Here is a 21,418-nt window from a genome sequence, read left to right on the forward strand (position 1 = left end):
GTGTTCAGCCCAAAACATCGTCGTAAGTTTCTGGCTTCACCGTCGGGGCGCAACCCGTTACCATCCACTCATTCATCATCTTTCCAAGACCCCACTTCAGTCTCCGGTTCCCCCACGGGCCGGAGACTTTCTTTTGCGCGGAAGGATGGCGGAGGCCGGCGTGCGGGCTGGCTGCCCGATATGAAATCCCGGACGACCGCAAATGCGCGCTCGGGCTCACCAATACGACGCCATGGCCGCAATCGGCGATGCGCTCGAAGCGTACGATGTCGCTGCGGAGCGCGGCGGTGATTGCGGCCTGGTTCTCGATCGGCACCATTGGATCGTCCTCGCCGCGAAGGCGGGCGTCTCGAAGGGCGAGGCAAAGATTCTTGGCCTCATGGTTCGAGACGCGCCGCGTACGACGGTCGTACCAAACACAGCCGATCGGCGCGGCGCTCCTCACCATGAGGGGCCGGTCCCGAAACCGGCGCGGCGCGTTGACTGTAAGCAGCGAGCACATGGAGAGGAGCGAGCCCCGAAACGGCGCTGCAGATCGACCATGAGCGGTGTGCTCATGGAGGGGGTCGCAGCAAGGCCACGCTATCGCCGGCCTCGATGATCGCGGTTGCGGCTGTCTACCCGCCGTAGCTCTGCACCAGGCTGCCGGCCACCAACGACCAGCCGTCGACCAGCACGAAGAAGATCAGCTTGAACGGCAGCGACACGACGACCGGCGGCAGCATCATCATGCCCATCGACATCAGCACCGAGGCGACGACGAGGTCGATGATCAGGAACGGCAGGAACAACAGGAAGCCGATCTCGAAGGCGCGCTTCAGCTCGGAGATCATGAAGGCCGGCACCAGGATGCGCAGCGACAGTTCGTCGGGCGTCGCCGGCGGTGCCTCGCCGGAGAGGTCCATGAACAGTTTGAGGTCCTTCTCGCGGACGTTCTTCTGCATGAAGCCGCGCAGCGGCACCGAGGCGCGTTGCAGCGCGTCTTCGACGCCGATCTGATTCTCGACCAGCGGCCGGACGCCGTCCTCGTAGGATTTCTGCAGCACCGGGCCCATCACGAACGCGGTCAGGAACATCGCGAGCGCGATGATGACCGAGTTGGGAGGCGCGGTTGCCGTGCCCATCGCGGTCCGCAGCAGCGACAGCACGACGACGATGCGGGTGAACGACGTCATCATGATCAGGATCGACGGCGCGATCGACAGCACCGTGAGCAGGGCGATCAATTGGACCGCCCGCTCGGTGACGCCGCCGTTGCCGGGACCGAGATTGATGCTGATGTCCTGCGCAGCCGCGCTCCCCGCGAACGCGCCGGCGGCAATCAGGACAGCGATGAAGACAACTCTACGCGGGAAGCGGTGCGATCTCACTGAGAGGACTTTGGACGTCCGAGCAGCGAAGCCATCTCGTCCTCCAGGTTTTCGAAGCTGGTCTTGGCAGGACCGGCAGGCGCGGCCGGCGCCGGCTCGCCGCGCGCAGCCGGCCTGAGCGCTGCGGGGCCGCCGGGCGCAGCGGCCGGCTCGGCCGTCGGACGCCGAAGCGCCGCCTCGAGCCGTTGCGCCATTTCCGCCAGATTGGCTTCGGCGCTCTGATCGGTCGGCGGCGACGGCGGCGGGGCAGGGGGAGCCGGCGGGCCCGCGGGAAGTGGCGGCGCGGCAACGCGCTCGGCGGGCTCGACACGTTCGGCGGTCCGTATCGGCGGCAGCCGGGGGGCTTCCGGCGGGCGCGGCGCCTCGGCCTGCCGCTGCGGTTCGGCCTGGCGTTGCGCCTCGGCCTGGCGCTGCGGCTCAGACTGGCGCTGCGGCTCAGACTGGCGCTGCGGCTCTGCGGGCCGCAGCGGGCGCGGCATCATCGGCTCGGTTCTGGCTGCCATTCGCTCGGGCATCCGCTCCGGGCGCGGCTCGTCGTTTCCACGCGGCTGGACATCCTGGCGCGCGGCCGGGCGACGCGGCAGGATCGGCGGCTCGGGCGGAAATGCCGGCGGCGGTTCGCGGCGGTCGGCCGCGGCCGGCGCGGTCCGGCGGACCTCGTCGATGAACGACGGCCGCAGCGGACGGGGCGGCGGCTCGGAGACCGAAGGTTCGGGAAGCTCGGCCGGCTCGGGTTTCGGCTCGTTGTCGGTCCAGGATGGCGTGTCCGCGACCGGAGCGATGCGCGCCGCCGGCGGCTCGGCATTGAGGCCCGGCCGCTGCGGCAACTGCTCGCGTGCCGGCATGGCGCGCACGATGTTCGATTCGATGACGATGTCGCTCGGCCCGCCGATCATCAGCAGATGTTCGATGTTGTCACGGCGCACCAGCACGAGACGGCGGCGGCCATCGACGGCAGCGGCATCGATCACGGCAAGCCGGGGCATGCGGCCGCGATTCGGGTTCGTGCCGAGGCGAGTGCCCGCGAATCGCCGAACCAGCCACGCGGCAAGCCCTATCAGTGCCAGCACGGCTACGAATGCGAAGAAGAACGTCAGCGCCTGCATCTCTGTCCCCGGCAAATACCGCGTCCTTTCGAAGTCTCTCCTCTGTCCGACGCAACGGGCGTCAGTGAACGAGGCCTTTCAGAACCGGAACCAACCTATTAACGCGAAACGGCAGGAACTGCCGCCCGGTATCTTAATAACCCATGAATCGGTCGGGCCAAAACGACTTCTTGGCCGGGCAATCCGTCCCGCTTTGATCCATCCACGAGGCCGGAGGCCGGCACTTTCCTAAGAAAGTGTCAAACCCCGGGATAGTCCCGGGGTGCAGCGCGCCGTTTCTTAACTCCCTGTTAACCATATGCACGGCAATTTCTACCTACCCAAAGATGTCCGATAGTCGGACGGAACGGAGTAGTGCCATGGCCATCAACGATCTGCCCGTGTTGTCGGCGTTGCGCACCAAGATGCAATGGCACCAGGAGCGTCAGCGCGTGCTGTCCGAAAACGTCTCCAACTCCGACACGCCGAACTTCAAGCCGAAGGATCTGGTCGAGCCGAAATTCGATTCGGCGGGCCAGGCCGTCGGGGGCTTCGCATCGCTGTCGCTGACGCGCACCAGCGCGGCGCACATCATGCCGGCTTCCGGAGGAAGCGCCAGCTTCGACCAGAAAAGCAAGGTCGGATTTCAGACGAGGCCGGCCGGCAACGCGGTCAGCCTCGAAGAGGAGATGCTGAAGGTCTCCGCCAACCAGATGGACTACGCCGCCGCGACGTCGCTCTACGGCAAGAGCCTGCACCTGTTGAAGACGGCGATCGGCAAGGGCTGAGCCCGCGCCAAGGACGGAGACCGACAAGCATGGCAAACGATTCCAGCGATTTCCTCCGCTCGATGACCATCGCAACCTCCGGCCTGCGTGCGCAGGCGGGGCGTATGCGCGTCATTTCCGAGAACATCGCCAATGCCGATTCCACCGCCGGCAAGGCCGGCGGCGATCCGTATCGCCGCAAGGTCCCGACATTCACTTCGGCGCTCGACCGTGCGCTCGACGCCAAGGTGGTGGCGCTCGGCAAGGTGGTGCCCGATCAATCTTCGTTCCGCGTCAAATACGATCCGAGTAACCCGGCCGCGGACGCGTCCGGCAATGTCAAGTACCCCAACGTCAATCCGCTCATCGAGATGACCGACATGCGTGATGCACAGCGGTCCTACGAGGCGAATTTGAACATCATCGGCGCCACGCGCCGCATGATTCAACGCACACTCGACATTCTGAAGACCTAGGACAGGAACGAAAGTCATGGCCTCCCCAATCTCCGCAGCGAATGCCTATGCGAATTCCGCCCGCGTGCTCGACACCAGCGGTTCGGGCAATGCCTTCGGTGGTCTTGCGCGCGTGCGCGACGTTCTCGGTAACGGTGCCGGCGCCGACAAGGGGGGTCCCTCGTTCAGCGCGGTGCTGAAGGATGCGATCGGCAGCGTCATGGAGGCCGGGCGCAAGTCGGACAGCCAGGCGGTCGCGATGGCCTCGGGCAGGGCGAACGTGATGGATGTCGTCACGGCGGTCGCCGAGACCGACGTCGCGGTGTCGACGCTGGTCTCGGTCCGCGACCGCGTGATCCAGGCCTATGAAGACGTGATGAAGATGACGATCTGAGCTCGCTTGCGAGCGCATCGGGCGTGACGCGCGGGGACGTGTCACGCCGCAAGACCTGCGGGGCCGGAGCTACCGGAGCCGTGTGCAATGAGAGGCGCCGACCAGGTGCCGACCGACCATGAGGGGCGACAGGACATGACCGGAGCTGAAACGCTCGACGTGGCGCGCGATGCGATCTGGACGATCGTGCTGGTGTCCTCGCCGCTGATGGTGGTCGGGCTCGTGGTCGGCGTGGTCGTGTCGCTGTTCCAGGCGCTGACGCAGATCCAGGAGCAGACGCTGGTGTTCGTGCCGAAGATCATCGCGATCTTCGTGACCCTGCTGCTCGCGCTGCCGTTCATGGCCGACGCGCTGCATTCGCACATGATGCGGATCTCGTCGCGAATCATCGGCGGATGAGGCAATGTCCGGCGCGGCAGAGCCGTCCTTTGCAGGGGCGCTTCGACCGGTCGTGAGGAGCAGTGCGGGGGGCGCTGCTGCTTTCGACCGCGCCGGAGCGGCGTTTGCGCTCGGCTCGTCTCTGCTTACCTCTTCTCTGCTCACCTCTTCTCCGGTCACCTCATCTCTCGTCTCCACCTGGGAGGCGACCGCTCGGGAGGCGACCTCTTCGCAGACCGGCATGTCGCTTCAGCCCGCGGCCATCCGGCCCGGGACCGCGGACGATGCGCATCGACATCTCGTTTCTTCCGACGCTGGCGGCCGTGTTCATGCTGGCCTTCGCCCGCATCGGCGCGATGGTGATGCTGATGCCGGGGCTCGGCGAGGTCAGCATTCCCGTCCGCGTCAAGCTCTCCGCGGCGCTGCTGCTGACGATGGTCGTGCTGCCGCTGCACCGGCAGGCCTATCAGGTCGACCTGCAGGCGCTGGCGCCGCTGCTGGTGATGATGGTGCACGAGATCGTGATCGGCATCGTGCTGGGCGCGACCGCGCGGGTGACGCTGTCGGCGCTGCAGGTCGCCGGCGCCGTCATCGCCCAGCAGATGGGGCTGGGCTTCGTCACCGCGGTCGATCCGACGCAGGGGCAGCAGGGCGTCCTGATCGGCAACTTTCTCACCATGCTCGGCGTGACGCTGCTGTTCTCGACCGACAGCCATCATCTGGTGATCGCCGCGCTCAGCGACAGCTACAAGATCTTCGCGCCGGGCGAACTGATCCCGAGCGGCGACGTCGCCTCGCTGGCGACCAAGGCCTTTGCCGCCGCCTTCAAGATCGGCCTGCAACTGTCGGCGCCGTTCCTGGTGTTCGGCCTGGTCTTCAACATCGGGCTCGGCGTGCTGGCGCGGCTGATGCCGCAGATGCAGGTCTATTTCGTCGGCGCGCCGCTCTCGATCCTGATCGGTTTCCTGATCTTCGCGCTGGTGCTGGCCGCGATGATGGGCACGTTTCTCGGCTATTTCGAGGGCGTCCTGCACGAGTTGATGCCGCGGTAGGGAGCCCGCCCGATGGCCGGTGAGGACGACTCCGAGGACAAAACAGAAGACCCGACGCAAAAACGCCTCGACCAGGCGCTCGAGCGCGGCGACGTCGTCAAGAGCCAGGAGCTCAACACCTGGTTCGTGATCGCCGCCGCGACGCTGGTGATGTCGACCTTCTCGGGTTCGATCGGCACCGCGGTGCTGGTGCCGCTGCGCAACCTCATCGCCAATTCCTGGATGATCCATACCGACGGCGCCGGCCTGCTCGCGCTTGCGCGCAGCCTGTCGTTCACCGTGATCGCCGCGATCGGCGTGCCGATCCTGATGGTGATGCTGGCGGCAATCGCCGGCAACATGATGCAGCACCGCCTGGTGTGGTCGGGCGAGCCGCTGAAGCCGACCTTCAGCAAGATCTCGCCGCTGGCCGGAGCCAAGCGGCTGTTCGGCAAGCAGGCCGCGGTCAACTTCGCCAAGGGCATCTTCAAGCTGGCGCTGCTCGGCACGGTCATGGTCATGATCCTGTGGCCGGAGCGGCTGCGGCTGGAATCGCTGCTCCACCTCGACGTCGGCGAGCTGCTCGGCGTGACGATGTCGCTGACCAAGCATCTGATGGGATCGGTAGTCGCGCTGCTCGCGCTGGTCGCGATCGGCGATTATCTATTCCAGTACCGCCAATGGTACGAGCGCCAGAAGATGTCGCTGCAGGAGATGAAGGAGGAGTTCAAGCAGTCGGAAGGCGATCCGCACGTCAAGGGCCGCATCCGGCAGATCCGCCAGCAGCGCATGAAGAAGCGCATGATGGCCGCGGTTCCCAAGGCCTCCGTGATCATCACCAACCCGACCCACTACTCGGTCGCGCTGTCCTACGAGCGCGGCATGTCGGCGCCGGTCTGCGTCGCCAAGGGCGTCGACAACATCGCCTTCAAGATCCGCGAGATCGCCAAGGCGCACGACATCCCGATCGTCGAGAACGTGCCGCTGGCGCGCGCGCTGTATGCCACGGTCGAGATCGACGAGGAGATCCCGGTGGAACATTATCACGCCGTCGCGGAGATCATCGGCTACGTGATGGGGCTTCGGCGCAACCTCTCGGGACGTCCGCAATGACAACCGATTCGGTCCGGGACCCGGCCGCAAAATACGGATAAATCATGGAATATCGGCTTGATGGGCTTGCGCTTGACCCGTCGATTCAGGCAGGTGGAAGCGGGGCCCGCGCGGATCGACCGAGGTCCCCAGCCGACAGGTCGCGTCCTTTTGCCATGAGCGCCGAACCAGACAACGATGCGTCACCGGACCAGGTGAACCTGCCGGAGCGGCCGCGCCGCGGCGGCAGCATCGTGCTGATTCTGCTGGTGGCGTTCGGCCTCGTCGCGGTGGCGATCGCGCTGATGACGATCGGCCGGGCCCAGGCTCAGCCCTACATTCTCGGCCTGCTGTCGCTGCTCGCCACCGTCGGTCTGTTCAACCTGTTCGCCTTCGCCGCCGGCATCGTCCGCTTCGCCGACCGCGCCACCGACGATCCGGTGATGAACGCCATCGCCGACCACGCCCTCGACGGGCTCGCGGTGACCGATCCGCGCGGCCATGTCGTGTATGCCAACGCCGCCTATCTCGGCATGACGGGAGCCGCGACCGCGCAGGAGGCGCGTCCGGTCGAGCGCGTCTTCATCGGCAATCCCGACGTCTCCGAAGCCGTGTTCCGCCTGCTCAAGGCCGCGCGCGAAGGCAAGCGGCAGCAGGAGGAGGTGCGCATCACCGCGGCCGAGGGCGGCCAGGGCCGCTGGCTGCGCATGCGCGTGCGCCCGCTCGGCCAGACCAAGCGCCACGCCAGATATGCGGTGTGGTCGATCGCCGACATCACGCGCGACCGCGAACGCCAGGAGGACGTGTTCCAGGAGCTGCAGCACGCGATCGAATATCTCGACCATGCGCCGTGCGGCTTCTTCTCGGTCAATCCCGAAGGCAATCTCGTCTACGTCAACGCCACGCTCGCCAACTGGCTCGACTATGATCTCGCCGAGATCGGCTCGGGCGGCCTGAAGCTCGCCGACGTCGTCTCCGGCGACGGCGCCTCGCTGCTGAGTTCGATCGTCGCGGTGCCCGGCGAGGTCCGCACCGAGGTGTTCGACATCGACCTGAAGATGCGCGGCGGCAAGACCATGCCGGCGCGGCTCTATCACAAGCTCGCCTTCGGTGCCGACGGCAAGCCCGGCTCGTCACGCACCCTGGTCATCAGCCGCGCCCGCGACGAGCGCTCCGATCCGGAGCGCGCCGCCGAGGTGCGCTTCATGCGCTTCTTCGACCACACCCCGATGGCGATCGCCACCGTCGACCGCGGCGGCGCCGTCGTGCGCGCCAATGCGCGCTACGCCAAGCTGGCGCAGAGCGTCAGCGGTGACGTGGCGGCGGCGAAGTCGATCTTCCGCACCGTCAGCCAGCGCGACCGGCATCTCCTGATCGCCGCGATCAACCAGGCCGCGGAAGGGCAGGCGGACATTCCGCCGGTCGAGGTGATGCTGGAGGGCGCGAAGGAGCGCTTCGGCCAGTTCTTCGTCACCGCCGTCGACGAGGACGAGCGCGAGACCGAGGCTGCGATCGTCTACCTGCTCGAGACCACCGAGCGGCGCGCGCTGGAGAACCAGATCAACCAGTCGCAGAAGATGGAGATGGTCGGCCAGCTCGCCGGCGGCATCGCCCACGACTTCAACAACGTGCTCTCGGCCATCATGATGGCCAACGACTTCCTGCTGAACGCGCACAAGCCGACCGACCCGTCGTTCCAGGACATCATGCAGATCAAGCAGAACGCGACCCGCGCCGCCACTTTGGTGCGGCAGCTGCTCGCGTTCTCGCGCCGCCAGACCCTGCGGCCGCAGGTGCTCGATCTCGGCGATGCGCTGTCGGACCTGACGATGCTGCTGCGCCGGCTGATCGGCGAGAAGGTCAAGCTCGACCTGGCGCACGGCCGCGACCTGTGGCCGGTCAAGGTCGACGTCTCGCAGTTCGAGCAGGTGATCGTGAACCTCGCCGTCAACGCCCGCGACGCCATGCCGGACGGCGGCAAGCTCGCGGTGCGCACCGGCAACATGCCGGCCGACGAGGTCGCGCACGGCGCCTACAAGGGCATGCCGGTCGCCGACTATGTGCGGATCGAGATCAGCGACACCGGCACCGGTATCCCGGCCGAGATCCGCGAGAAGATCTTCGAGCCGTTCTTCTCGACCAAGGAGGTCGGCAAGGGCACCGGCCTCGGCCTGTCGACGGTCTACGGCATCATCAAGCAGACCGGCGGCTTCATCTATGTCGACAGCGAGCTCGGCAAGGGCACCTCGTTCCAGATCTTCCTGCCGCGCCACCACGTGGTGCCGGAGGTGCAGGCCGAGCCGCAAGCCGTCAACGGTGCCGCCAAGGAGCCGACCGCAGCCGAGCCGAAGCCGCGCGCGGACCTGACCGGGCAGGGCACCATCCTGCTGGTCGAGGACGAGGAGGGCCTGCGGGCGCTGAACGCGCGCGGCCTGCGCTCGCGCGGCTACAGCGTCATCGAGGCCTCGAACGGCATCGAGGCGATGGAGGCGCTGGAGGAGTGCAACGGCGAGCTCGACCTCGTGGTCTCGGACGTCGTGATGCCGGAGATGGACGGTCCGACGCTGCTCAAGGTGATGCGCGAGAAGAATCCGGAGATCAAGATCATCTTCGTCTCGGGCTATGCCGAGGATGCGTTCGAGAAGAGCCTGCCGGAGAATCAGCAGTTCGCGTTCCTGCCAAAACCCTTCACGCTCAGCCAGCTGGTCGCGGCGGTGAAGGAAACCATGGCGCCGCAATAGGTTACCTCTGAACCCTGGCAAGGTGGGCGAGCGCCTTCATCCCGCGACCCAGAGCCGCAGCCGCGCGGCCTCGTGCCGCCTTCCCTTTTCGTGGGTTGTGCCCATCTTACAGGCATCCCCATTCCGGGGACTCGATGGGAAACACAGATGAGCTTCATGCAGCGCAAAAGCGGCCTCCTCAAGGCGATGGCCGTGGCCCTTTCATTGGCGCTGCCGACGGTGCTCGCCGTCTCGGCAGCTGACGCCCGGATCGGCGGCGGCTCCAGCTCGGGCTCCCGCGGCACGCGTACATTCTCCGCGCCGCCTCCGACGTCGACCGCGCCGGGATCGGCGTCCCAGTTCAACCGCACCCTGACCCAGCCGGGCCAGCCTGGCGGCCTCAACACGGCTGCTGCGCCCGCGCGCGGCGGCCTGTTCGGTGGCCGGGCCGGCGGCCTGCTCGGCGGTCTCGCCGCCGGCTTCCTCGGCGCGGGCCTGTTCGGCATGCTGTTCGGCGGCGGCCTGTTCTCCGGCCTGGGCGGCTTCGCCTCGATCATCGGCCTGATCCTGCAGGTCCTGCTGGTGGTATTCCTGGTGCGGATGGCGATGGCCTGGTGGCAGCGCCGCAACCAGCCGGCCTATGCGAGCGGCCCGGCGCCGACGCCGGCCGACGGCCAGTCGAGCTTCCGCTCGGGCCTGAGCGGCCTCGGCGGTGGTTTTGGCGGCTTCGGTGGCGGAAGCAACACGCCGCCGCTGCAGGTCCTGCCGGCGGACTATGAGGCGTTCGAGCGGCTGCTCGGCGAGATCCAGTCCGCCTGGTCGAGCGAGGATGTCGGCCGCCTGCGGCTGCTGTCGACGCCCGAGATGGCCTCGTATTTCGAGCGCGATCTCGAGCAGAACCAGGCCCGCGGCGTGGTCAACAAGGTCACGGGCGTCAAGCTGCTGCAGGGCGATCTCGCCGAATCCTGGCGCGAGAACGGCGCCGACTACGCCACGGTGGCGATGCGCTTCACCCTGGTCGACAAGACCACCGAGCGCGCCTCGGGCCGCGTGGTCGAAGGCTCCGACCAGCCGCAGGAGGTCACGGAGATCTGGACCTTCCTGCGCCACCCCGGCGCCGACTGGCAGCTCTCGGCGATCCAGCAGGTCAGCTGAGCCGGTTCGAAGACGATCATCGGGCGCCGCGGAGCCATCCGCGGCGCCTTTGCCTTGTGCGGCCGGTCCGGAATATTCTGCCCCCGCACGGGTTCCCTAAGCTCGAATGACATCGCGCCCAAGCGATGCGCCGGCCACGTCCGCCAGGGAGGACATCCATGATTTCGATTCGCAGCCTCACCATCATCGGCGGCATGCTGCTCGCCGCAGTCTCCGCGGGACCCGCGTCCGCTGACAGCGCCGACATGAGCTTCTTCCTGACCAGCGCCGGCCCCGGCAATGGCGGCAATCTCGGCGGCCTCGCGGGCGCCGACAAGCACTGCCAGACCCTGGCGCAGGCAGCCGGCGCCGGCGGCAGGACGTGGCGCGCCTATCTCTCCACCCAGGCGGCCGATGGCCAGCCGGCGGTGAATGCACGCGACCGTATCGGCAAGGGGCCGTGGCAGAACGCCAAGGGGGTCGTGATCGCCAAGGACGTCACTGAACTGCACGGCGCCAACAACCTTAGCAAGCAGACGGCGCTGAGCGAGAAGGGCGAAATCATCAACGGCCGCGGCGATACGCCGAATCGCCACGACGTGCTGACCGGCTCGCAGGCCGACGGGACGGCGTTCGCCGCCGGCGAGGACCGCACCTGCCGCAACTGGACGAGTTCGACGCAGGGCGCCGCCATGGTCGGCCATTCCGACCGCATCGGCCTGCGCGACGACGAGCCGTCGAAATCGTGGAACACCTCGCATCCGTCGCGCGGTCCCGACGGCGGCTGTTCCCAGGCCGATCTGAAGAGCACCGGCGGCGACGGGCTGCTATACTGCTTCGCGGCGAACTGACGACCCGCGTCCTCTCCGTCGCATCAACGTGTGGGCGCATCAGACCGAGGATGGCCCATGCGTTACGAACTCTATTACTGGCCCATGATCCAGGGCCGGGGTGAATATGTGCGGCTCGCGCTGGAGGAGGCGGGGGCCGCCTATCGCGACGTGGCGCGCGAGGACGGCCTGGCTGCGATGACCGCGATGCTGGAGGCCGACAGCGACACGCCGCCGTTTGCGCCGCCGTTCCTGAAAGCAGGCCGCCGAATCATCGGCCAGACCGCCAACATCCTGTTGTTCCTCGGCCCCCGCCACGGCCTCGCGCCGAAGGCCGAGGCAGGCCAGCTCTGGCTGCATCAGTTGCAGCTCACCCTGACCGACTTCGTCGTCGAAATCCACGACACCCACCATCCCCTCGGACCGACGCTGTACTACGAGGACCAGCGCGCGCCCGCGAAGAAACGCACCGCCGAGTTCTGGAGCGAGCGGGTGGCGAAATTCCTGGGATATTTCGAAAGCATCATCGGACAGAACGGCGGCGCCTACGTCACGGGCCGCCGGCTCACTTACGTCGACCTGTCGCTGTTCCAGATCATCGCCGGGCTGCGCTACGCCTTCCCGAACCGCATGACGGCGTTCGAGCGCAACATCCCCGGCCTCGTCGCGCTGCACGACCGCGTCGCCGCAAGGCCGAAGATCGCGGCGTATCTGGCCAGCGAGCGCCGCATCCCCTTCAACGAAGAGGGCATCTTCCGCCACTACAAGGCGCTGGATGCGTGAGCCCGACACGTATGACGGCGCACGCCGAACGCGCCGCCGTCATACGAAGTTGGCCTGAGGGTGGGGTCTTCAGGCGATGATGTCGACGCGCGTGCCCTGGCCGGGCGGCAGCGGCGGACGCGAAGCCTTGTTCTCGGCAGCGTTTTCGTCGCCGGTCTTGTCCGGCTTGAACGACTGCGTCTGTTGGCTCTGCGCCTGCTGCGTCTGAGTCTTGTTCGTCTCGATCGAGACCGGCGGCGGTGATGGCGGCGCGGACGACGACGAAACGCTCGAAACGGACATGGTCCAGCTCCTCGCTTGGTGTTGGGACCAGCGTGGCCATGTCCGACGAATGTTTCGTCAACCGGATCGATCGAATTGTCTGCAACTGTGGGTGGCGCCCACGAATAGTGAACGGCTCGCTGATGTCGGCGCGGAAACGCCGGGTGATCGATTGACGCCGGCCTACTGATCCTTGCTGCGGGTGATCGTGATCGAGGACTCGGACTTGGTCCTGGCGCAGCGCATGTCGAGCCGGCGGTAGCGGCTGGCGACGTCGTCGCCGCGGAAGATCCCCAGCCGGCGGTAGCAACGACTGACGCCGCGCGCCATGTCGTCCTTCGGCAGGGTGAAAACGATCGCCGCCGCGCTCGCCATCAGTTCGACGAAGGCCGGCGGCGGCTTGCGGTCGGTCTTGCCGAACAGCTGGCTGCTGAAGTTCTTGGACGAGCAGCCGAGCGTGATCTCGCGCGCCTTGGGATGGGCGAGATAGACGGTGCCGGCGGCGGTCTGGCCGATCCGGATGCCGTCGATGCCGTTCTTCAATTCCTTGGCGAGATCGTCGCAGCGATCGGCCCGCGCGGCCTGCGGCAGGAGCACCGCGCTGAACGCAACGAGAATAGCCAGCACGGCCGAGCGGCCAAATGAGCAAAGAGTTGAACGCATTCAAAATACCCCCACGCCATTGAAGCGTGCACGGCCGGGTCATGCAAGCGCGGATGCGGCCGGTCAGGGCATCGGGCAGGCGAGTGTGACAAACCGGCGTCCGTTGCCGAGCTTTGCTTTCCGCCCGCGACTGAAACTGCTATATCTGGTACATGACCAAATTGCTCGAGCAGGCTTTGCAAGAGGTTCAGCGGCTGTCGGCCGATGATCAAAATGCCGCGGCCAGCGCGCTCCTCGACTATGTCAGGCACATGCGCGACGTCCGGCTGACGGATGCACAGCTGGACGAAGTGCGCCGCCGGAGGGCCGATCCGGATCGAAAAATCGTATCTCACGCCGAGGCGCGGGAACGCATCAAGAGACTGGGGCCCTGATCGTTCGATGAAGCTCGTTTTCGATGATCAGGCCCTTGCCGATATCGAGAATATCTACAGCTGGATTTCACAGGATAGTCCCGCGACAGCGAAGACGGTGGTCGATCGACTGTTCAGCAGCATCGAGTTGTTGATCTCTTTTCCACTGATTGGCCGCGCAGGTCGCGACCCCCGGGACATTCGAATGGGTCGTTCCGCGACTGCCCTATATCGTCATCTACGAACTTGATCAGGTTGCGAGGCAGGTGCCGATCACGGCGGTTTTTCACGGCGCGCAGGATCGCCAAGATGACGCCATGGACTCGTGATGTTCTCGGCAGGTTTCCCGGCGCAACGCCTCCGCAGGTCCGCTGGGGCGCCGGCGGCGGTCCGGATGCCGTCGATGCCGTTCTTCAATTCCTTGGCGAGGTCGTCGCAGCGATCGGCCCGCGCCGCCTTCGTCAGCAGCACGCGCTCGGCGCAACGAGGATGGCAACAACGGCCGAGCGGCCCAATGAACAAAGAGTTGAACGCAATCGAAATATCCCCGCGCCATTGAAGCGTGCACGAGGGACGGCATGCAAGCGCGGATGGGACAGGCCACAGCAGCCGGCAGGCGAGTGTGACAAACCGGCGTCCGTCCGCGCCATGGGCTGTTCTTCCCGCCCGCGACTGAAGCTGCTATGTTCCGGCGATGAGCAAGCCGCAGGTGAAAGACATGCTGGATCGCGTCCTGACCTGGTCGAGCGATCGGCAGGATGATGCAGCCGAAATCCTGGCGCTCATGGAGGCGCAGGATCAGGCTGGCTACCATCTGACAGATGAGCAGGTGCGGGAGATTGAGCGGCGTCGCCGCGATGGCATCGCTTCTCATTTGACGTTGGACGATTTCAACGCGCGGATCGACCGCCTGCTCGGTGAATGAAGATCGTCATCCACGAGGCGGCCGTCGCCGATCTCGAAGCGATCTTCGCGTGGATTTCTCACGACAGTCCTAAAGCCGCAGCCGCAGTGGTCCGGCGTATCCGGACTCGCATCAATATTCTCGGGCGGCCCGGGCTCGCTCGCATCGGGCGTCCGGGATTGACTCCGGGAACCAGAGAGCTGGTCGAGGGACCCTATATCGTAGTCTATGAGGTCGATGCGCCGGCCCAACAGATCACGGTGCTCGCCGTCGTTCACGGCGCGAGGGACCGTCAGCGCTGACAGCGCCATCCCCCCGCCGAACACCCTCAATTCAGACCAAAGTAGGCATGGCGCGGCCCCGTATTGGCCATGCCCATACATATGTTGCACCTCGGCACCCGGGTCGATATCAGACCTGTCAAGACCGCTTTGGGCGGCCACTTTAGAACCCCACGAGCTCGCCATGAACGCGCCCTCCGCTTTCCCCGACCAGTCCAAGCCCGTCCCGCCCTACAAGCACACGCCGCTGTTTCCGCTGGGGCCGGACACCACGCCCTACAAGAAGATCACGGCCGAGGGCGTGCGGATCGAGAACGTCTTGGGGCGCGACATGCTGGTGGTGTCGCGCGACGCGCTGCGGACCTTGTCTGAGGCCGCCTTCGGCGAGATCAACCATTTCCTGCGTCCCGGCCATCTCAAGCAGCTGCGCAGCATCCTGGACGATCCGGAAGCCAGCCCAAACGACAAGTTCGTCGCGCTCGACTTCCTGAAGAACGCCAACATCTCCGCCGGCGGCGTGCTGCCGATGTGCCAGGATACCGGCACCGCGATCATCATGGGCAAGAAGGGCTGCAACGTCATCACCGACGGTGACGACGAGGCGGCGCTCAGCCAAGGCGCGCGCGATGCGTATCTGCGCCGGAATCTGCGCTACTCGCAGGTCGCGCCGCTCAGCATGTACGAAGAGAAGAACACCGCCAACAACATGCCGGCGCAGACCGAGATCTATGCCGAGGGTGAGGACGCCTACAAGTTCATGTTCATGGCCAAGGGCGGCGGCTCGGCCAACAAGAGTTTTCTGTTCCAGGCCACGCCCTCGGTGCTGACCAAGGACCGGCTGCTGGCGTTCCTGAAGGAGAAGATCCTGACGCTCGGCACCGCCGCGTGCCCGCCTTATCATCTCGCGATCGTGATCGGCGGCACCTCGGCCGAGCTGTGCATGAAGACGGTGAAGCTCGCTTCCGCGCGCTATCTCGACGCGCTGCCGACCCAGGGCTCGGCGGACGGCAACGCCTTCCGCGACCTGGAGATGGAGCAGGAGATCCACAAGATGACGCAGAGCCTCGGCGTCGGGGCTCAGTTCGGCGGCAAGTATTTCTGCCACGACGTCCGCGTCATCCGCATGCCGCGCCACGGCGCGTCGCTCCCGATCGGGCTCGGCGTGTCCTGTTCGGCCGACCGCCAGGTGCTCGGCAAGATCACCAAGGACGGCGTCTATCTCGAGGAGCTTGAGCATCACCCGGCGCAGTATTTGCCGGAGGTCGAGCAGGCGCTCGGCGGCGAGGTCGTGAAGATCGATCTGAACCAGCCGATGAAGGACATCCTCGCCACGCTGTCGACGAACCCGATCAAGACCCGGCTGTCGCTGACCGGCACCATGATCGTCGCCCGCGATGCCGCGCACGCCAAGCTGCGCGAGCGCCTCGATCGCGGCGAGCCGCTGCCGGACTACTTCGAGAACCATCCGGTGTACTACGCCGGTCCCGCCAAGACCCCGGAGGGCTATGCCTCCGGCGCATTCGGCCCGACCACGGCAGGCCGCATGGATTCCTTCGTCGATCAGTTCCAGGCCGCGGGCGGCTCCATGGTGATGGTCGCCAAGGGCAACCGCGCGCCGGCCGTGCGCGAAGCCTGCAAGAAGCACGGCGGCTTCTATCTCGGCTCGATCGGCGGCGCTGCCGCGAACCTCGCCGAGCACTGCATCAAGAAGGTCGAGGTGCTCGAATATCCCGAGCTCGGCATGGAAGCCATCTGGCGCATCGAGGTGGTGGATTTTCCGGCCTTCATCATCATCGACGACAAGGGCAACGACTTCTTCAAGGAGCTCAACCTCGGCTGAGGTGAGGCGGGGAGCAGTGTTTTTGCAGCGGCCGGGAGCGATCCCGGCCGTTGGCGTGTGAGGAGTGAGTGAAGGATCGAATTTGTTGTGACGTGTGCGTCTGCCTGCCAAGACGGCGGTGCACCCTCTCCCCTTGTGGGAGAGGGTGGTATGATCGCGCACGGGCGCGATCATACCGGGTGAGAGGTTTGTCTCCGCGAAGACAGTGCTCGCGGAGAGAGACCCCTCACCCGAGTGAGTTCGACGCTGGCGTCGGTGTAGCCCTCTCCCACAAGGGGAGAGGGCGCAGTCATTCGCACTTGTGAGCGAGAAACCGCAACTTGCACGCTCAACGCATCCTCGGCCTCGATGGATTCCGCAACGGCTGGGTCGCCGTGTCGATCGCGGGGGACCGGCGCAGCATCAGCTTCCCCGCCGACATCTCCACCGCGCTCGCGGCCCCCTTCACCCGCGCGGCCATCGATATCCCCATCGGCATGACTGACGACGGTGCCCGCGATTGCGACGAGCTCGCCCGCGAAAAACTCGCGCCGCATCGCTCGCGCGTGTTCACCGGCGCGCGGCGCTGGCTCTGGGAGAACTACACGGACCCGGACGCTGCCAATGCGGAGGCCAAGCGGCGCGGTCAAAAAGGGGCCTCGCGCCAGCTCTGGCATCTCGGCCGCAAGATCATGGAGGTCGATGCTTACGTCCGTGCGCATCGCGACCGCGACATCCGCGAGGCCCATCCCGAACTGGTGTTCCTGCGCCTCAACGGCGCGCCGCTGCCGTCGAAGAAGACGAAGGAGGGGGCTGCACTGCGCCGCGAGCTATTAGTTGCAGCAGGCTTCGTCGAGATCGACGACTGGGCGACCCGCGCCCGCCGTGGCACCGGCGCCAAGCTCGACGATGTGCTCGACGCCTGCGCGGTGGCGCTCGCCGCCCGCGATTGTGCCGGCTGCCTGCCGGACGGCGAGCCGCCGCCCGATCCGCATGACGTGGGGATGCAGATCTGGTTCTGAGCGGTGCACACAGCAGCAGCCTCGCTCTCCGTCGTCATTGCGGGGCGACGCGCGCAGCGCGGCGAGCCTGGAATGACGGAGGAGTGACCTCGCGCACCGGCCGGACGGATCATTCCGGGTGGACGCCTCTCGCCTCATATTCTGATAAAAATAAATACCTTGCTATTTTTCGGAAAACATGATTTCCTCTCGCCATCCCGCCTCACTTGCTGAGGGGCGTTGCGCGCGATCGTCACGACACGCGAGGCGGGGAGGCGATGGCCGCTGATTGCCGCAGCGTGGGGGAAAGCCTGCGCGGACGAACGGCGATGGGCGGACGTGAAGTCGCGTGGTCCTGGCGCCCCGACGCTGGCGTCAAGTCCGGAGGTCATGATGATCCTTCGGGCGACGGTGGCTAACAGGCCGGACACCGGGGAGAGCGCGAAGTAAACGTGAAAACCATCGCGCAGGGAAGGCCGGGCGTTTTCCGGCTGCACCTGTGGTACCTGCCGCCTGCATTTTCTTCCGCAGGCGGGCCGCAGGCGTCAGCCGACGCCTGGCCTTCCCTGCGCCCTCTGCACTTGAAGAGGGGCATGCCGATGCATCACTCGGGCGTTGATCGCCGCGAGGCTGCGAACGCGTGTCCAGGCTGTTTGAGATGTGAAGCGGGAATGCCACGACCAAAATCGGTGTCGTCAAGGGCAAGCCATGAGCGCGCGATAGCGCGATCATGGCGCCGACCCGGGACCCATCACGCCGCGGCCGTCGTAATGGGCGAAAAGCTAATGGCCGGCGTGCCTCGAACCGCTCCCTGTGGGTATGGGTCCCGGCTCGAGGCCGGGACGACAGCGAAGCGTGTCGGTACAGTGGGCCAATTGGGAAGAGGATCAGCCGCGCTCGCCGGTGAAAGGGAAGCTGCCCATGAAGCCGATCCCCATCTCGCCGGAGATGGTGTCGCCGGACACCTTGCCCTTGAAGTCGAGCGTCAGCGGCATCGGGCTGGTGATCGAGACCTTCCAGGCCACGTCGTCACCGTTCACGGTGCCGTCGAAGATCTCGGCGGAATCGCCCTCTGCGGCCTGGGTCCCGGTCAGCGTCGAGCCTGCGCTCGTCAGGCTGAGGGTCGCGCTGCGCTCACCCATCGGCGTGTTCAAGGTCAGATTCCAGTTGCCGTCCACAGCCATCGATCATCCTCCTGGCGTTGCCATCCCGGGCCCCGAAGCATTCTGCGAGGTCGCCTCGGGGCGCCCCTATAGCGCATCTTGGCTGATAAGCCCAATGCGGCGAACGGTTGCGTCACGCCCGTGCGGCGCGGATGCGATTGGCCACCACGAAGCGGAAGGCGATGAACTGCAGCGCGAAGGCCGCGACCTTGGCGCCGCCGGCGATCACGGTAATGTACAGCACCCACAGCTTGATGTCCCCGGTCATGGCGACCGCGATGGTGCCGAGGCCGAGCGCGAACATCAGCGCCGCCCAGGCGTAGCCGGCGACGGTGACGTATTCCGGGATGGTCGCCGACACGATCGGCGGCACATAGCGCAGCATCCAGCCGCGCTTGAGCATGACGAGGCCGATGGCGAAATGGCCGATCGCGGGCTTGGCGAACATGAAGCGCGGGTCGTTGGTCAGAAGCGTGACACCGCCGAGCACGATGACGAGGCCGACGCTGGCATAGGCCATGAAGCTGAGGCTCACGCCTCGGATGCGCGCCCAGACCACCTGGACCACCGCGACGGCGACCGCGGCCGCCGTCGCCAGCACGACGTTGTCGGTGGCGATATACAGGATGAAGAAGACTGCAGCCGACAGGAAGTCGGCCATCAGTTTGGTAAACACGTCCTTCACGCACGTCTCCTTGGGGCACACCCCATCACAAATCCTGGACGGACATTGCGGCCGCAGTCCGTGCGGCGATGTCTCTCGTCTTACGATACTCAGGATACCAGCGCGTGAAATAAAGTGCACTGTTGCGGGCGGCAAAGGCGATGGCGAGGCCGCTCCAATAGGGCAGGCCGGGAACGTAGAGCGTCATCAGGTTGCCGACGATCATCAGCAGCGCCGACAGCGTCCAGGCACCGGTGATGACGTAATTGGCACGCAGAAAGCCCGGAATCGCCGCTGTTTCCGGCGGGACCACCTCGAGCGCATATTGCAGCGTGAAAGGCGCGCGCAGCAGCATCGAGCCGAGCGACAGCGCGAAAATGCCGCAGTCCACCGCGAGCCGCACCGCCGACGCACTCATCGCGGGATCGACGAGGCCGAGGTAGGCGGCTACGCCGGCGAACACGATCGCCGAGCCAAGGCCGAGAATCTTGATCGATCGCCCCTTCGCGGCGTCCAGCGCGACCACGGCCAGGCACAGCGCCGCGGCCACGGCCAGGCTGAGCGTGGCCGAGACCACCATCATCAGCGCAGCGTAGACGCCATAGGGCGCGAGAATGAGAAAGATCGTCATCGACGGCTGCTCCCGAGCCAATCTTTACAGTGCAAAGATAAGTACGGGGCGAGGGGTGCCCGGTCAAGTGAAATCTTGACAGTGTCAAAATATCGTGAAATATGGTGATTTAATAAAGTATTATCAATGGTTTGGAGTCTTTTCGTCGACCCAATTGCCATGGAAGCCGTCGGGCACGCGGTGGCCGAGATGGACCAGCGCGACCGGCCCGCTGCCGATGTCGGTGGCATTGAGGACCGCGAGGTCGGAGGTGTTGGTCGATGCACGCCAGACCACGGTCAGCAGCCAGCCGTCGCCTTCGGCGGCCTCACGGCTGCGCGGCACGAACACCGGCTCGGACAGGCTGTCGCCGTCCGGCAGGAGCCAGGTCGCGCGGCGGGTGCCGGCGCCGTCGACATGCGCGAGGCCGGAGAGCGCGCCGAACAGCGGCCCGTCTGGATTGGCGCAGGCGTACCAGCCGTGATGGCTCGTAAGGCCCGCGCGGCGGTCGTCGATGCGGGGGAATTCGCCGGTGAGGTCGTCGAGAATGGTCTGCGAGAAGCGATCGCTGTTGCCGGCGAGATCGAAGCTCCAGCGGCACAGCCGGGCGCGCGACTTCGCCGGATCGGTCGGCCGGCCGTCGGGATGTGGAAACAGCGGCGCTTCCTCGAACTGCATGACGTCGGCGACGATGCGGCTGCCATCGTCCCAGGCATTCATGATGTGGAAGACGTAGCAGGCGTCACCGCGAAACCAGACGATGTCCTTGATGTCGCCGCTGCGCTTCATCACACCGACATGGGCGCCCTTGTCGGGCTCCCACGCATAAGGCGGCTTGCCCGACATCGCGCGCTGCATGCTGCCGGTGATCGGCAGGATTGGAAACAGCACGTGGTTGGCCGTGACGATGAAGTCGTGCACCATGCTGGCATAGGGCGCCTCGAAGCGGTTGAGGCGGGTCAGTTTGCCGGCGGCATCGATGGTGCCGTAGGACAGCGCCGGCGTCAGCGGGCCGGCGGCGTTGTAGCCGAAGAACAGCAATTCGCCGGTGACCGGATCGGTCTTCGGATGCGCGGTGAAGGTGCCGCGCAGCCGGCCGCCGAAATCCTGATAGCCTGTTGTCTCCAGCGTGACCGGCTCGATCTCGGTCGGCAGATGCGCCTCCTCGAGTGCGAGCAGGCGGCCGGCATGGGCGATGATGTTGGTGTTGGCGACGCCGCCATCCGTGACGTCGGCCGGCGCGTCCGCCAGCCTGCGGCCGAAGCCGCCGAACAGCGCGCGTCCCGCGCGGCGCTCGGCCGCGAATTTCGGCGTGCGGATCCAGCGGTTGCGATAGGACGCGCGGCCGTTCTCCAGGTGGAAGGCGTGCAGCATGCCGTCGCCGACGAACCAGTGGGAGCCGGGCGACTCGAATTGCGGGTTGGGGCCGTTGCGATAGAGCGTGCCGTTCAGCTCGCGCGGCAACTCGCCGGTGATCCTGAGGAACGGCGCGTCGCATTCGAACGGGATCGGCGCGAGATTGCTGCGCTCGCTGCGGCTCTGCCGGGCGGTCGTCGGCGAGGCGTCGTTCATGGCCGTTCCTCCATTTTATCTTTACGATGTAAAGATAAAGCTAGCTGGCGACCAAGGCGGGGTCAAGCCAAATCTTTACGCTGTCAAA

Annotated in this window: 26 protein-coding genes; 16 read left to right on the plus strand and 10 right to left on the minus strand. The window is 66.1% G+C overall.

Features of this window, described 5'->3' with window-relative positions; translation table 11 throughout:
* Positions 1 to 4 precede the first annotated feature (4 nt).
* From ACQR1B_RS31930 to ACQR1B_RS31940, 3 genes are all read right to left on the minus strand, one after another.
* Positions 5 to 319, minus strand: coding sequence for a hypothetical protein (locus tag ACQR1B_RS31930; RefSeq protein ID WP_434837101.1), 315 nt, complete (start codon positions 317 to 319; stop codon positions 5 to 7).
* 298 nt (positions 320 to 617) lie between these two features.
* Positions 618 to 1,370, minus strand: a complete 753-nt coding sequence (fliP, locus tag ACQR1B_RS31935; RefSeq protein ID WP_434837100.1) for a flagellar type III secretion system pore protein FliP — start codon at positions 1,368 to 1,370, stop codon at positions 618 to 620.
* Positions 1,367 to 2,476 (minus strand): flagellar biosynthetic protein FliO, encoded by a 1,110-nt coding sequence (locus tag ACQR1B_RS31940; RefSeq protein ID WP_434837099.1) that lies wholly within the window; start codon positions 2,474 to 2,476, stop codon positions 1,367 to 1,369. The genes fliP and ACQR1B_RS31940 overlap by 4 nt, the downstream gene beginning before the upstream one ends.
* Positions 2,477 to 2,835: 359 nt before the next feature.
* Between ACQR1B_RS31940 and flgB the strand changes: the two genes are divergently transcribed.
* From flgB to ACQR1B_RS31990, 10 genes are all read left to right on the plus strand, one after another.
* Positions 2,836 to 3,243 (plus strand): flagellar basal body rod protein FlgB, encoded by a 408-nt coding sequence (gene flgB / locus ACQR1B_RS31945; protein ID WP_434837098.1) that lies wholly within the window; start codon positions 2,836 to 2,838, stop codon positions 3,241 to 3,243.
* 29 nt (positions 3,244 to 3,272) lie between these two features.
* Positions 3,273 to 3,698, plus strand: a complete 426-nt coding sequence (flgC, locus tag ACQR1B_RS31950) for a flagellar basal body rod protein FlgC (RefSeq protein ID WP_434837097.1) — start codon at positions 3,273 to 3,275, stop codon at positions 3,696 to 3,698.
* 16 nt (positions 3,699 to 3,714) lie between these two features.
* On the plus strand, positions 3,715 to 4,071 hold the full coding sequence (gene fliE / locus ACQR1B_RS31955) for a flagellar hook-basal body complex protein FliE (RefSeq protein WP_434837096.1): 357 nt from the start codon (positions 3,715 to 3,717) through the stop codon (positions 4,069 to 4,071).
* A 135-nt stretch (positions 4,072 to 4,206) separates the two neighbouring features.
* On the plus strand, positions 4,207 to 4,470 hold the full coding sequence (gene fliQ, locus ACQR1B_RS31960; protein WP_008965881.1) for a flagellar biosynthesis protein FliQ: 264 nt from the start codon (positions 4,207 to 4,209) through the stop codon (positions 4,468 to 4,470).
* A 263-nt stretch (positions 4,471 to 4,733) separates the two neighbouring features.
* The gene (gene fliR / locus ACQR1B_RS31965; RefSeq protein ID WP_434837095.1) at positions 4,734 to 5,501 is read left to right on the plus strand and encodes a flagellar biosynthetic protein FliR; all 768 of its coding nucleotides are present in this window, start codon (positions 4,734 to 4,736) and stop codon (positions 5,499 to 5,501) included.
* A gap of 12 nt (positions 5,502 to 5,513) precedes the next feature.
* Positions 5,514 to 6,593 carry a flagellar biosynthesis protein FlhB gene (gene flhB / locus ACQR1B_RS31970; RefSeq protein WP_434837094.1) on the plus strand — a complete coding sequence of 360 codons (1,080 nt, stop codon included), beginning with the start codon at positions 5,514 to 5,516 and terminating at the stop codon, positions 6,591 to 6,593.
* A gap of 155 nt (positions 6,594 to 6,748) precedes the next feature.
* Positions 6,749 to 9,313, plus strand: coding sequence for a cell cycle histidine kinase CckA (gene cckA / locus ACQR1B_RS31975; protein WP_434837093.1), 2,565 nt, complete (start codon positions 6,749 to 6,751; stop codon positions 9,311 to 9,313).
* 156 nt (positions 9,314 to 9,469) lie between these two features.
* The gene (locus ACQR1B_RS31980) at positions 9,470 to 10,447 is read left to right on the plus strand and encodes a Tim44 domain-containing protein (protein ID WP_434837128.1); all 978 of its coding nucleotides are present in this window, start codon (positions 9,470 to 9,472) and stop codon (positions 10,445 to 10,447) included.
* A gap of 158 nt (positions 10,448 to 10,605) precedes the next feature.
* Positions 10,606 to 11,277, plus strand: a complete 672-nt coding sequence (locus tag ACQR1B_RS31985) for a lectin (RefSeq protein ID WP_434837092.1) — start codon at positions 10,606 to 10,608, stop codon at positions 11,275 to 11,277.
* 57 nt (positions 11,278 to 11,334) lie between these two features.
* Complete coding sequence (locus ACQR1B_RS31990; RefSeq protein ID WP_434837091.1) at positions 11,335 to 12,039, plus strand: glutathione S-transferase; 705 nt, start codon at positions 11,335 to 11,337, stop codon at positions 12,037 to 12,039.
* Between the two features lie 69 nt (positions 12,040 to 12,108).
* On the opposite strand, the gene ACQR1B_RS31995 is transcribed toward ACQR1B_RS31990, so the two are convergent.
* Together ACQR1B_RS31995 and ACQR1B_RS32000 are read right to left on the minus strand one after the other, a co-directional pair.
* Positions 12,109 to 12,321 carry a hypothetical protein gene (locus tag ACQR1B_RS31995; protein ID WP_434837090.1) on the minus strand — a complete coding sequence of 71 codons (213 nt, stop codon included), beginning with the start codon at positions 12,319 to 12,321 and terminating at the stop codon, positions 12,109 to 12,111.
* 162 nt (positions 12,322 to 12,483) lie between these two features.
* Complete coding sequence (locus tag ACQR1B_RS32000) at positions 12,484 to 12,963, minus strand: hypothetical protein (RefSeq protein WP_434837089.1); 480 nt, start codon at positions 12,961 to 12,963, stop codon at positions 12,484 to 12,486.
* Between the two features lie 152 nt (positions 12,964 to 13,115).
* Between ACQR1B_RS32000 and ACQR1B_RS32005 the strand changes: the two genes are divergently transcribed.
* A complete protein-coding gene (locus tag ACQR1B_RS32005; protein ID WP_434837088.1) occupies positions 13,116 to 13,337 on the plus strand; it encodes a hypothetical protein in 222 nt (73 codons plus the stop codon).
* 7 nt (positions 13,338 to 13,344) lie between these two features.
* Entirely contained in the window at positions 13,345 to 13,566 is a 222-nt protein-coding gene (locus ACQR1B_RS32010; RefSeq protein WP_434875146.1) for a type II toxin-antitoxin system RelE/ParE family toxin, read from the plus strand.
* Positions 13,567 to 13,589: 23 nt separating this feature from the next.
* Here ACQR1B_RS32010 and ACQR1B_RS32015 read toward each other — a convergent pair whose 3' ends face one another.
* On the minus strand, positions 13,590 to 13,787 hold the full coding sequence (locus tag ACQR1B_RS32015) for a hypothetical protein (protein WP_434837086.1): 198 nt from the start codon (positions 13,785 to 13,787) through the stop codon (positions 13,590 to 13,592).
* A 223-nt stretch (positions 13,788 to 14,010) separates the two neighbouring features.
* Here ACQR1B_RS32015 and ACQR1B_RS32020 point away from each other — a divergent pair, with 223 nt between their 5' ends.
* The 4 genes from ACQR1B_RS32020 (at position 14,011) to ACQR1B_RS32035 (ending at position 17,342) form a co-directional block, all read left to right on the plus strand.
* Positions 14,011 to 14,241 (plus strand): hypothetical protein, encoded by a 231-nt coding sequence (locus tag ACQR1B_RS32020; RefSeq protein ID WP_434837085.1) that lies wholly within the window; start codon positions 14,011 to 14,013, stop codon positions 14,239 to 14,241.
* Positions 14,238 to 14,522 (plus strand): type II toxin-antitoxin system RelE/ParE family toxin, encoded by a 285-nt coding sequence (locus tag ACQR1B_RS32025; RefSeq protein WP_434837084.1) that lies wholly within the window; start codon positions 14,238 to 14,240, stop codon positions 14,520 to 14,522. The genes ACQR1B_RS32020 and ACQR1B_RS32025 overlap by 4 nt, the downstream gene beginning before the upstream one ends.
* Before the next feature lie 163 nt (positions 14,523 to 14,685).
* Complete coding sequence (locus tag ACQR1B_RS32030) at positions 14,686 to 16,341, plus strand: fumarate hydratase (protein WP_434837083.1); 1,656 nt, start codon at positions 14,686 to 14,688, stop codon at positions 16,339 to 16,341.
* A gap of 320 nt (positions 16,342 to 16,661) precedes the next feature.
* The gene (locus tag ACQR1B_RS32035) at positions 16,662 to 17,342 is read left to right on the plus strand and encodes a DUF429 domain-containing protein (protein WP_434837082.1); all 681 of its coding nucleotides are present in this window, start codon (positions 16,662 to 16,664) and stop codon (positions 17,340 to 17,342) included.
* Between the two features lie 866 nt (positions 17,343 to 18,208).
* On the opposite strand, the gene ACQR1B_RS32040 is transcribed toward ACQR1B_RS32035, so the two are convergent.
* The 4 genes from ACQR1B_RS32040 to ACQR1B_RS32055 form a co-directional block, all read right to left on the minus strand.
* A complete protein-coding gene (locus ACQR1B_RS32040; protein WP_434837081.1) occupies positions 18,209 to 18,505 on the minus strand; it encodes a hypothetical protein in 297 nt (98 codons plus the stop codon).
* Between the two features lie 112 nt (positions 18,506 to 18,617).
* Positions 18,618 to 19,169: a septation protein IspZ gene (locus ACQR1B_RS32045; RefSeq protein ID WP_434837080.1), complete on the minus strand. Its 552-nt coding sequence runs from the start codon at positions 19,167 to 19,169 to the stop codon at positions 18,618 to 18,620.
* Between the two features lie 25 nt (positions 19,170 to 19,194).
* The gene (locus ACQR1B_RS32050) at positions 19,195 to 19,779 is read right to left on the minus strand and encodes a hypothetical protein (protein WP_434837079.1); all 585 of its coding nucleotides are present in this window, start codon (positions 19,777 to 19,779) and stop codon (positions 19,195 to 19,197) included.
* 123 nt (positions 19,780 to 19,902) lie between these two features.
* Positions 19,903 to 21,330 (minus strand): carotenoid oxygenase family protein, encoded by a 1,428-nt coding sequence (locus tag ACQR1B_RS32055; protein WP_434837078.1) that lies wholly within the window; start codon positions 21,328 to 21,330, stop codon positions 19,903 to 19,905.
* Between the last annotated feature and the right edge of the window lie 88 nt (positions 21,331 to 21,418).

Origin of the sequence: Bradyrhizobium oligotrophicum (genome assembly GCF_051168495.1) — a bacterium.
Classification (GTDB): Bacteria; Pseudomonadota; Alphaproteobacteria; order Rhizobiales; family Xanthobacteraceae; genus Bradyrhizobium; species Bradyrhizobium oligotrophicum_A.

Excerpts from the sequence above, each read along its gene's own strand:
- flgC (WP_434837097.1), top strand. The coding sequence starts at position 3,273 with ATGGCAAACGATTCCAGCGATTTCCTCCGCTCGATGACCATCGCAACC.
- flgB (WP_434837098.1), top strand. The coding sequence starts at position 2,836 with ATGGCCATCAACGATCTGCCCGTGTTGTCGGCGTTGCGCACCAAGATG.
- ACQR1B_RS32010 (WP_434875146.1), top strand. The coding sequence starts at position 13,345 with ATGAAGCTCGTTTTCGATGATCAGGCCCTTGCCGATATCGAGAATATC.
- ACQR1B_RS32025 (WP_434837084.1), top strand. The coding sequence starts at position 14,238 with ATGAAGATCGTCATCCACGAGGCGGCCGTCGCCGATCTCGAAGCGATC.
- ACQR1B_RS32030 (WP_434837083.1), top strand. The coding sequence starts at position 14,686 with ATGAACGCGCCCTCCGCTTTCCCCGACCAGTCCAAGCCCGTCCCGCCC.
- ACQR1B_RS31995 (WP_434837090.1), bottom strand. The coding sequence starts at position 12,321 with ATGTCCGTTTCGAGCGTTTCGTCGTCGTCCGCGCCGCCATCACCGCCG.
- flhB (WP_434837094.1), top strand. The coding sequence starts at position 5,514 with ATGGCCGGTGAGGACGACTCCGAGGACAAAACAGAAGACCCGACGCAA.
- ACQR1B_RS31985 (WP_434837092.1), top strand. The coding sequence starts at position 10,606 with ATGATTTCGATTCGCAGCCTCACCATCATCGGCGGCATGCTGCTCGCC.
- ACQR1B_RS31930 (WP_434837101.1), bottom strand. The coding sequence starts at position 319 with ATGGTGCCGATCGAGAACCAGGCCGCAATCACCGCCGCGCTCCGCAGC.
- cckA (WP_434837093.1), top strand. The coding sequence starts at position 6,749 with ATGAGCGCCGAACCAGACAACGATGCGTCACCGGACCAGGTGAACCTG.
- ACQR1B_RS32020 (WP_434837085.1), top strand. The coding sequence starts at position 14,011 with ATGAGCAAGCCGCAGGTGAAAGACATGCTGGATCGCGTCCTGACCTGG.
- fliR (WP_434837095.1), top strand. The coding sequence starts at position 4,734 with ATGCGCATCGACATCTCGTTTCTTCCGACGCTGGCGGCCGTGTTCATG.
- ACQR1B_RS32040 (WP_434837081.1), bottom strand. The coding sequence starts at position 18,505 with ATGGCTGTGGACGGCAACTGGAATCTGACCTTGAACACGCCGATGGGT.
- fliQ (WP_008965881.1), top strand. The coding sequence starts at position 4,207 with ATGACCGGAGCTGAAACGCTCGACGTGGCGCGCGATGCGATCTGGACG.
- fliE (WP_434837096.1), top strand. The coding sequence starts at position 3,715 with ATGGCCTCCCCAATCTCCGCAGCGAATGCCTATGCGAATTCCGCCCGC.
- ACQR1B_RS32005 (WP_434837088.1), top strand. The coding sequence starts at position 13,116 with ATGACCAAATTGCTCGAGCAGGCTTTGCAAGAGGTTCAGCGGCTGTCG.
- ACQR1B_RS32055 (WP_434837078.1), bottom strand. The coding sequence starts at position 21,330 with ATGAACGACGCCTCGCCGACGACCGCCCGGCAGAGCCGCAGCGAGCGC.
- ACQR1B_RS31940 (WP_434837099.1), bottom strand. The coding sequence starts at position 2,476 with ATGCAGGCGCTGACGTTCTTCTTCGCATTCGTAGCCGTGCTGGCACTG.
- ACQR1B_RS32050 (WP_434837079.1), bottom strand. The coding sequence starts at position 19,779 with ATGACGATCTTTCTCATTCTCGCGCCCTATGGCGTCTACGCTGCGCTG.
- ACQR1B_RS31980 (WP_434837128.1), top strand. The coding sequence starts at position 9,470 with ATGCAGCGCAAAAGCGGCCTCCTCAAGGCGATGGCCGTGGCCCTTTCA.
- ACQR1B_RS31990 (WP_434837091.1), top strand. The coding sequence starts at position 11,335 with ATGCGTTACGAACTCTATTACTGGCCCATGATCCAGGGCCGGGGTGAA.
- ACQR1B_RS32000 (WP_434837089.1), bottom strand. The coding sequence starts at position 12,963 with ATGCGTTCAACTCTTTGCTCATTTGGCCGCTCGGCCGTGCTGGCTATT.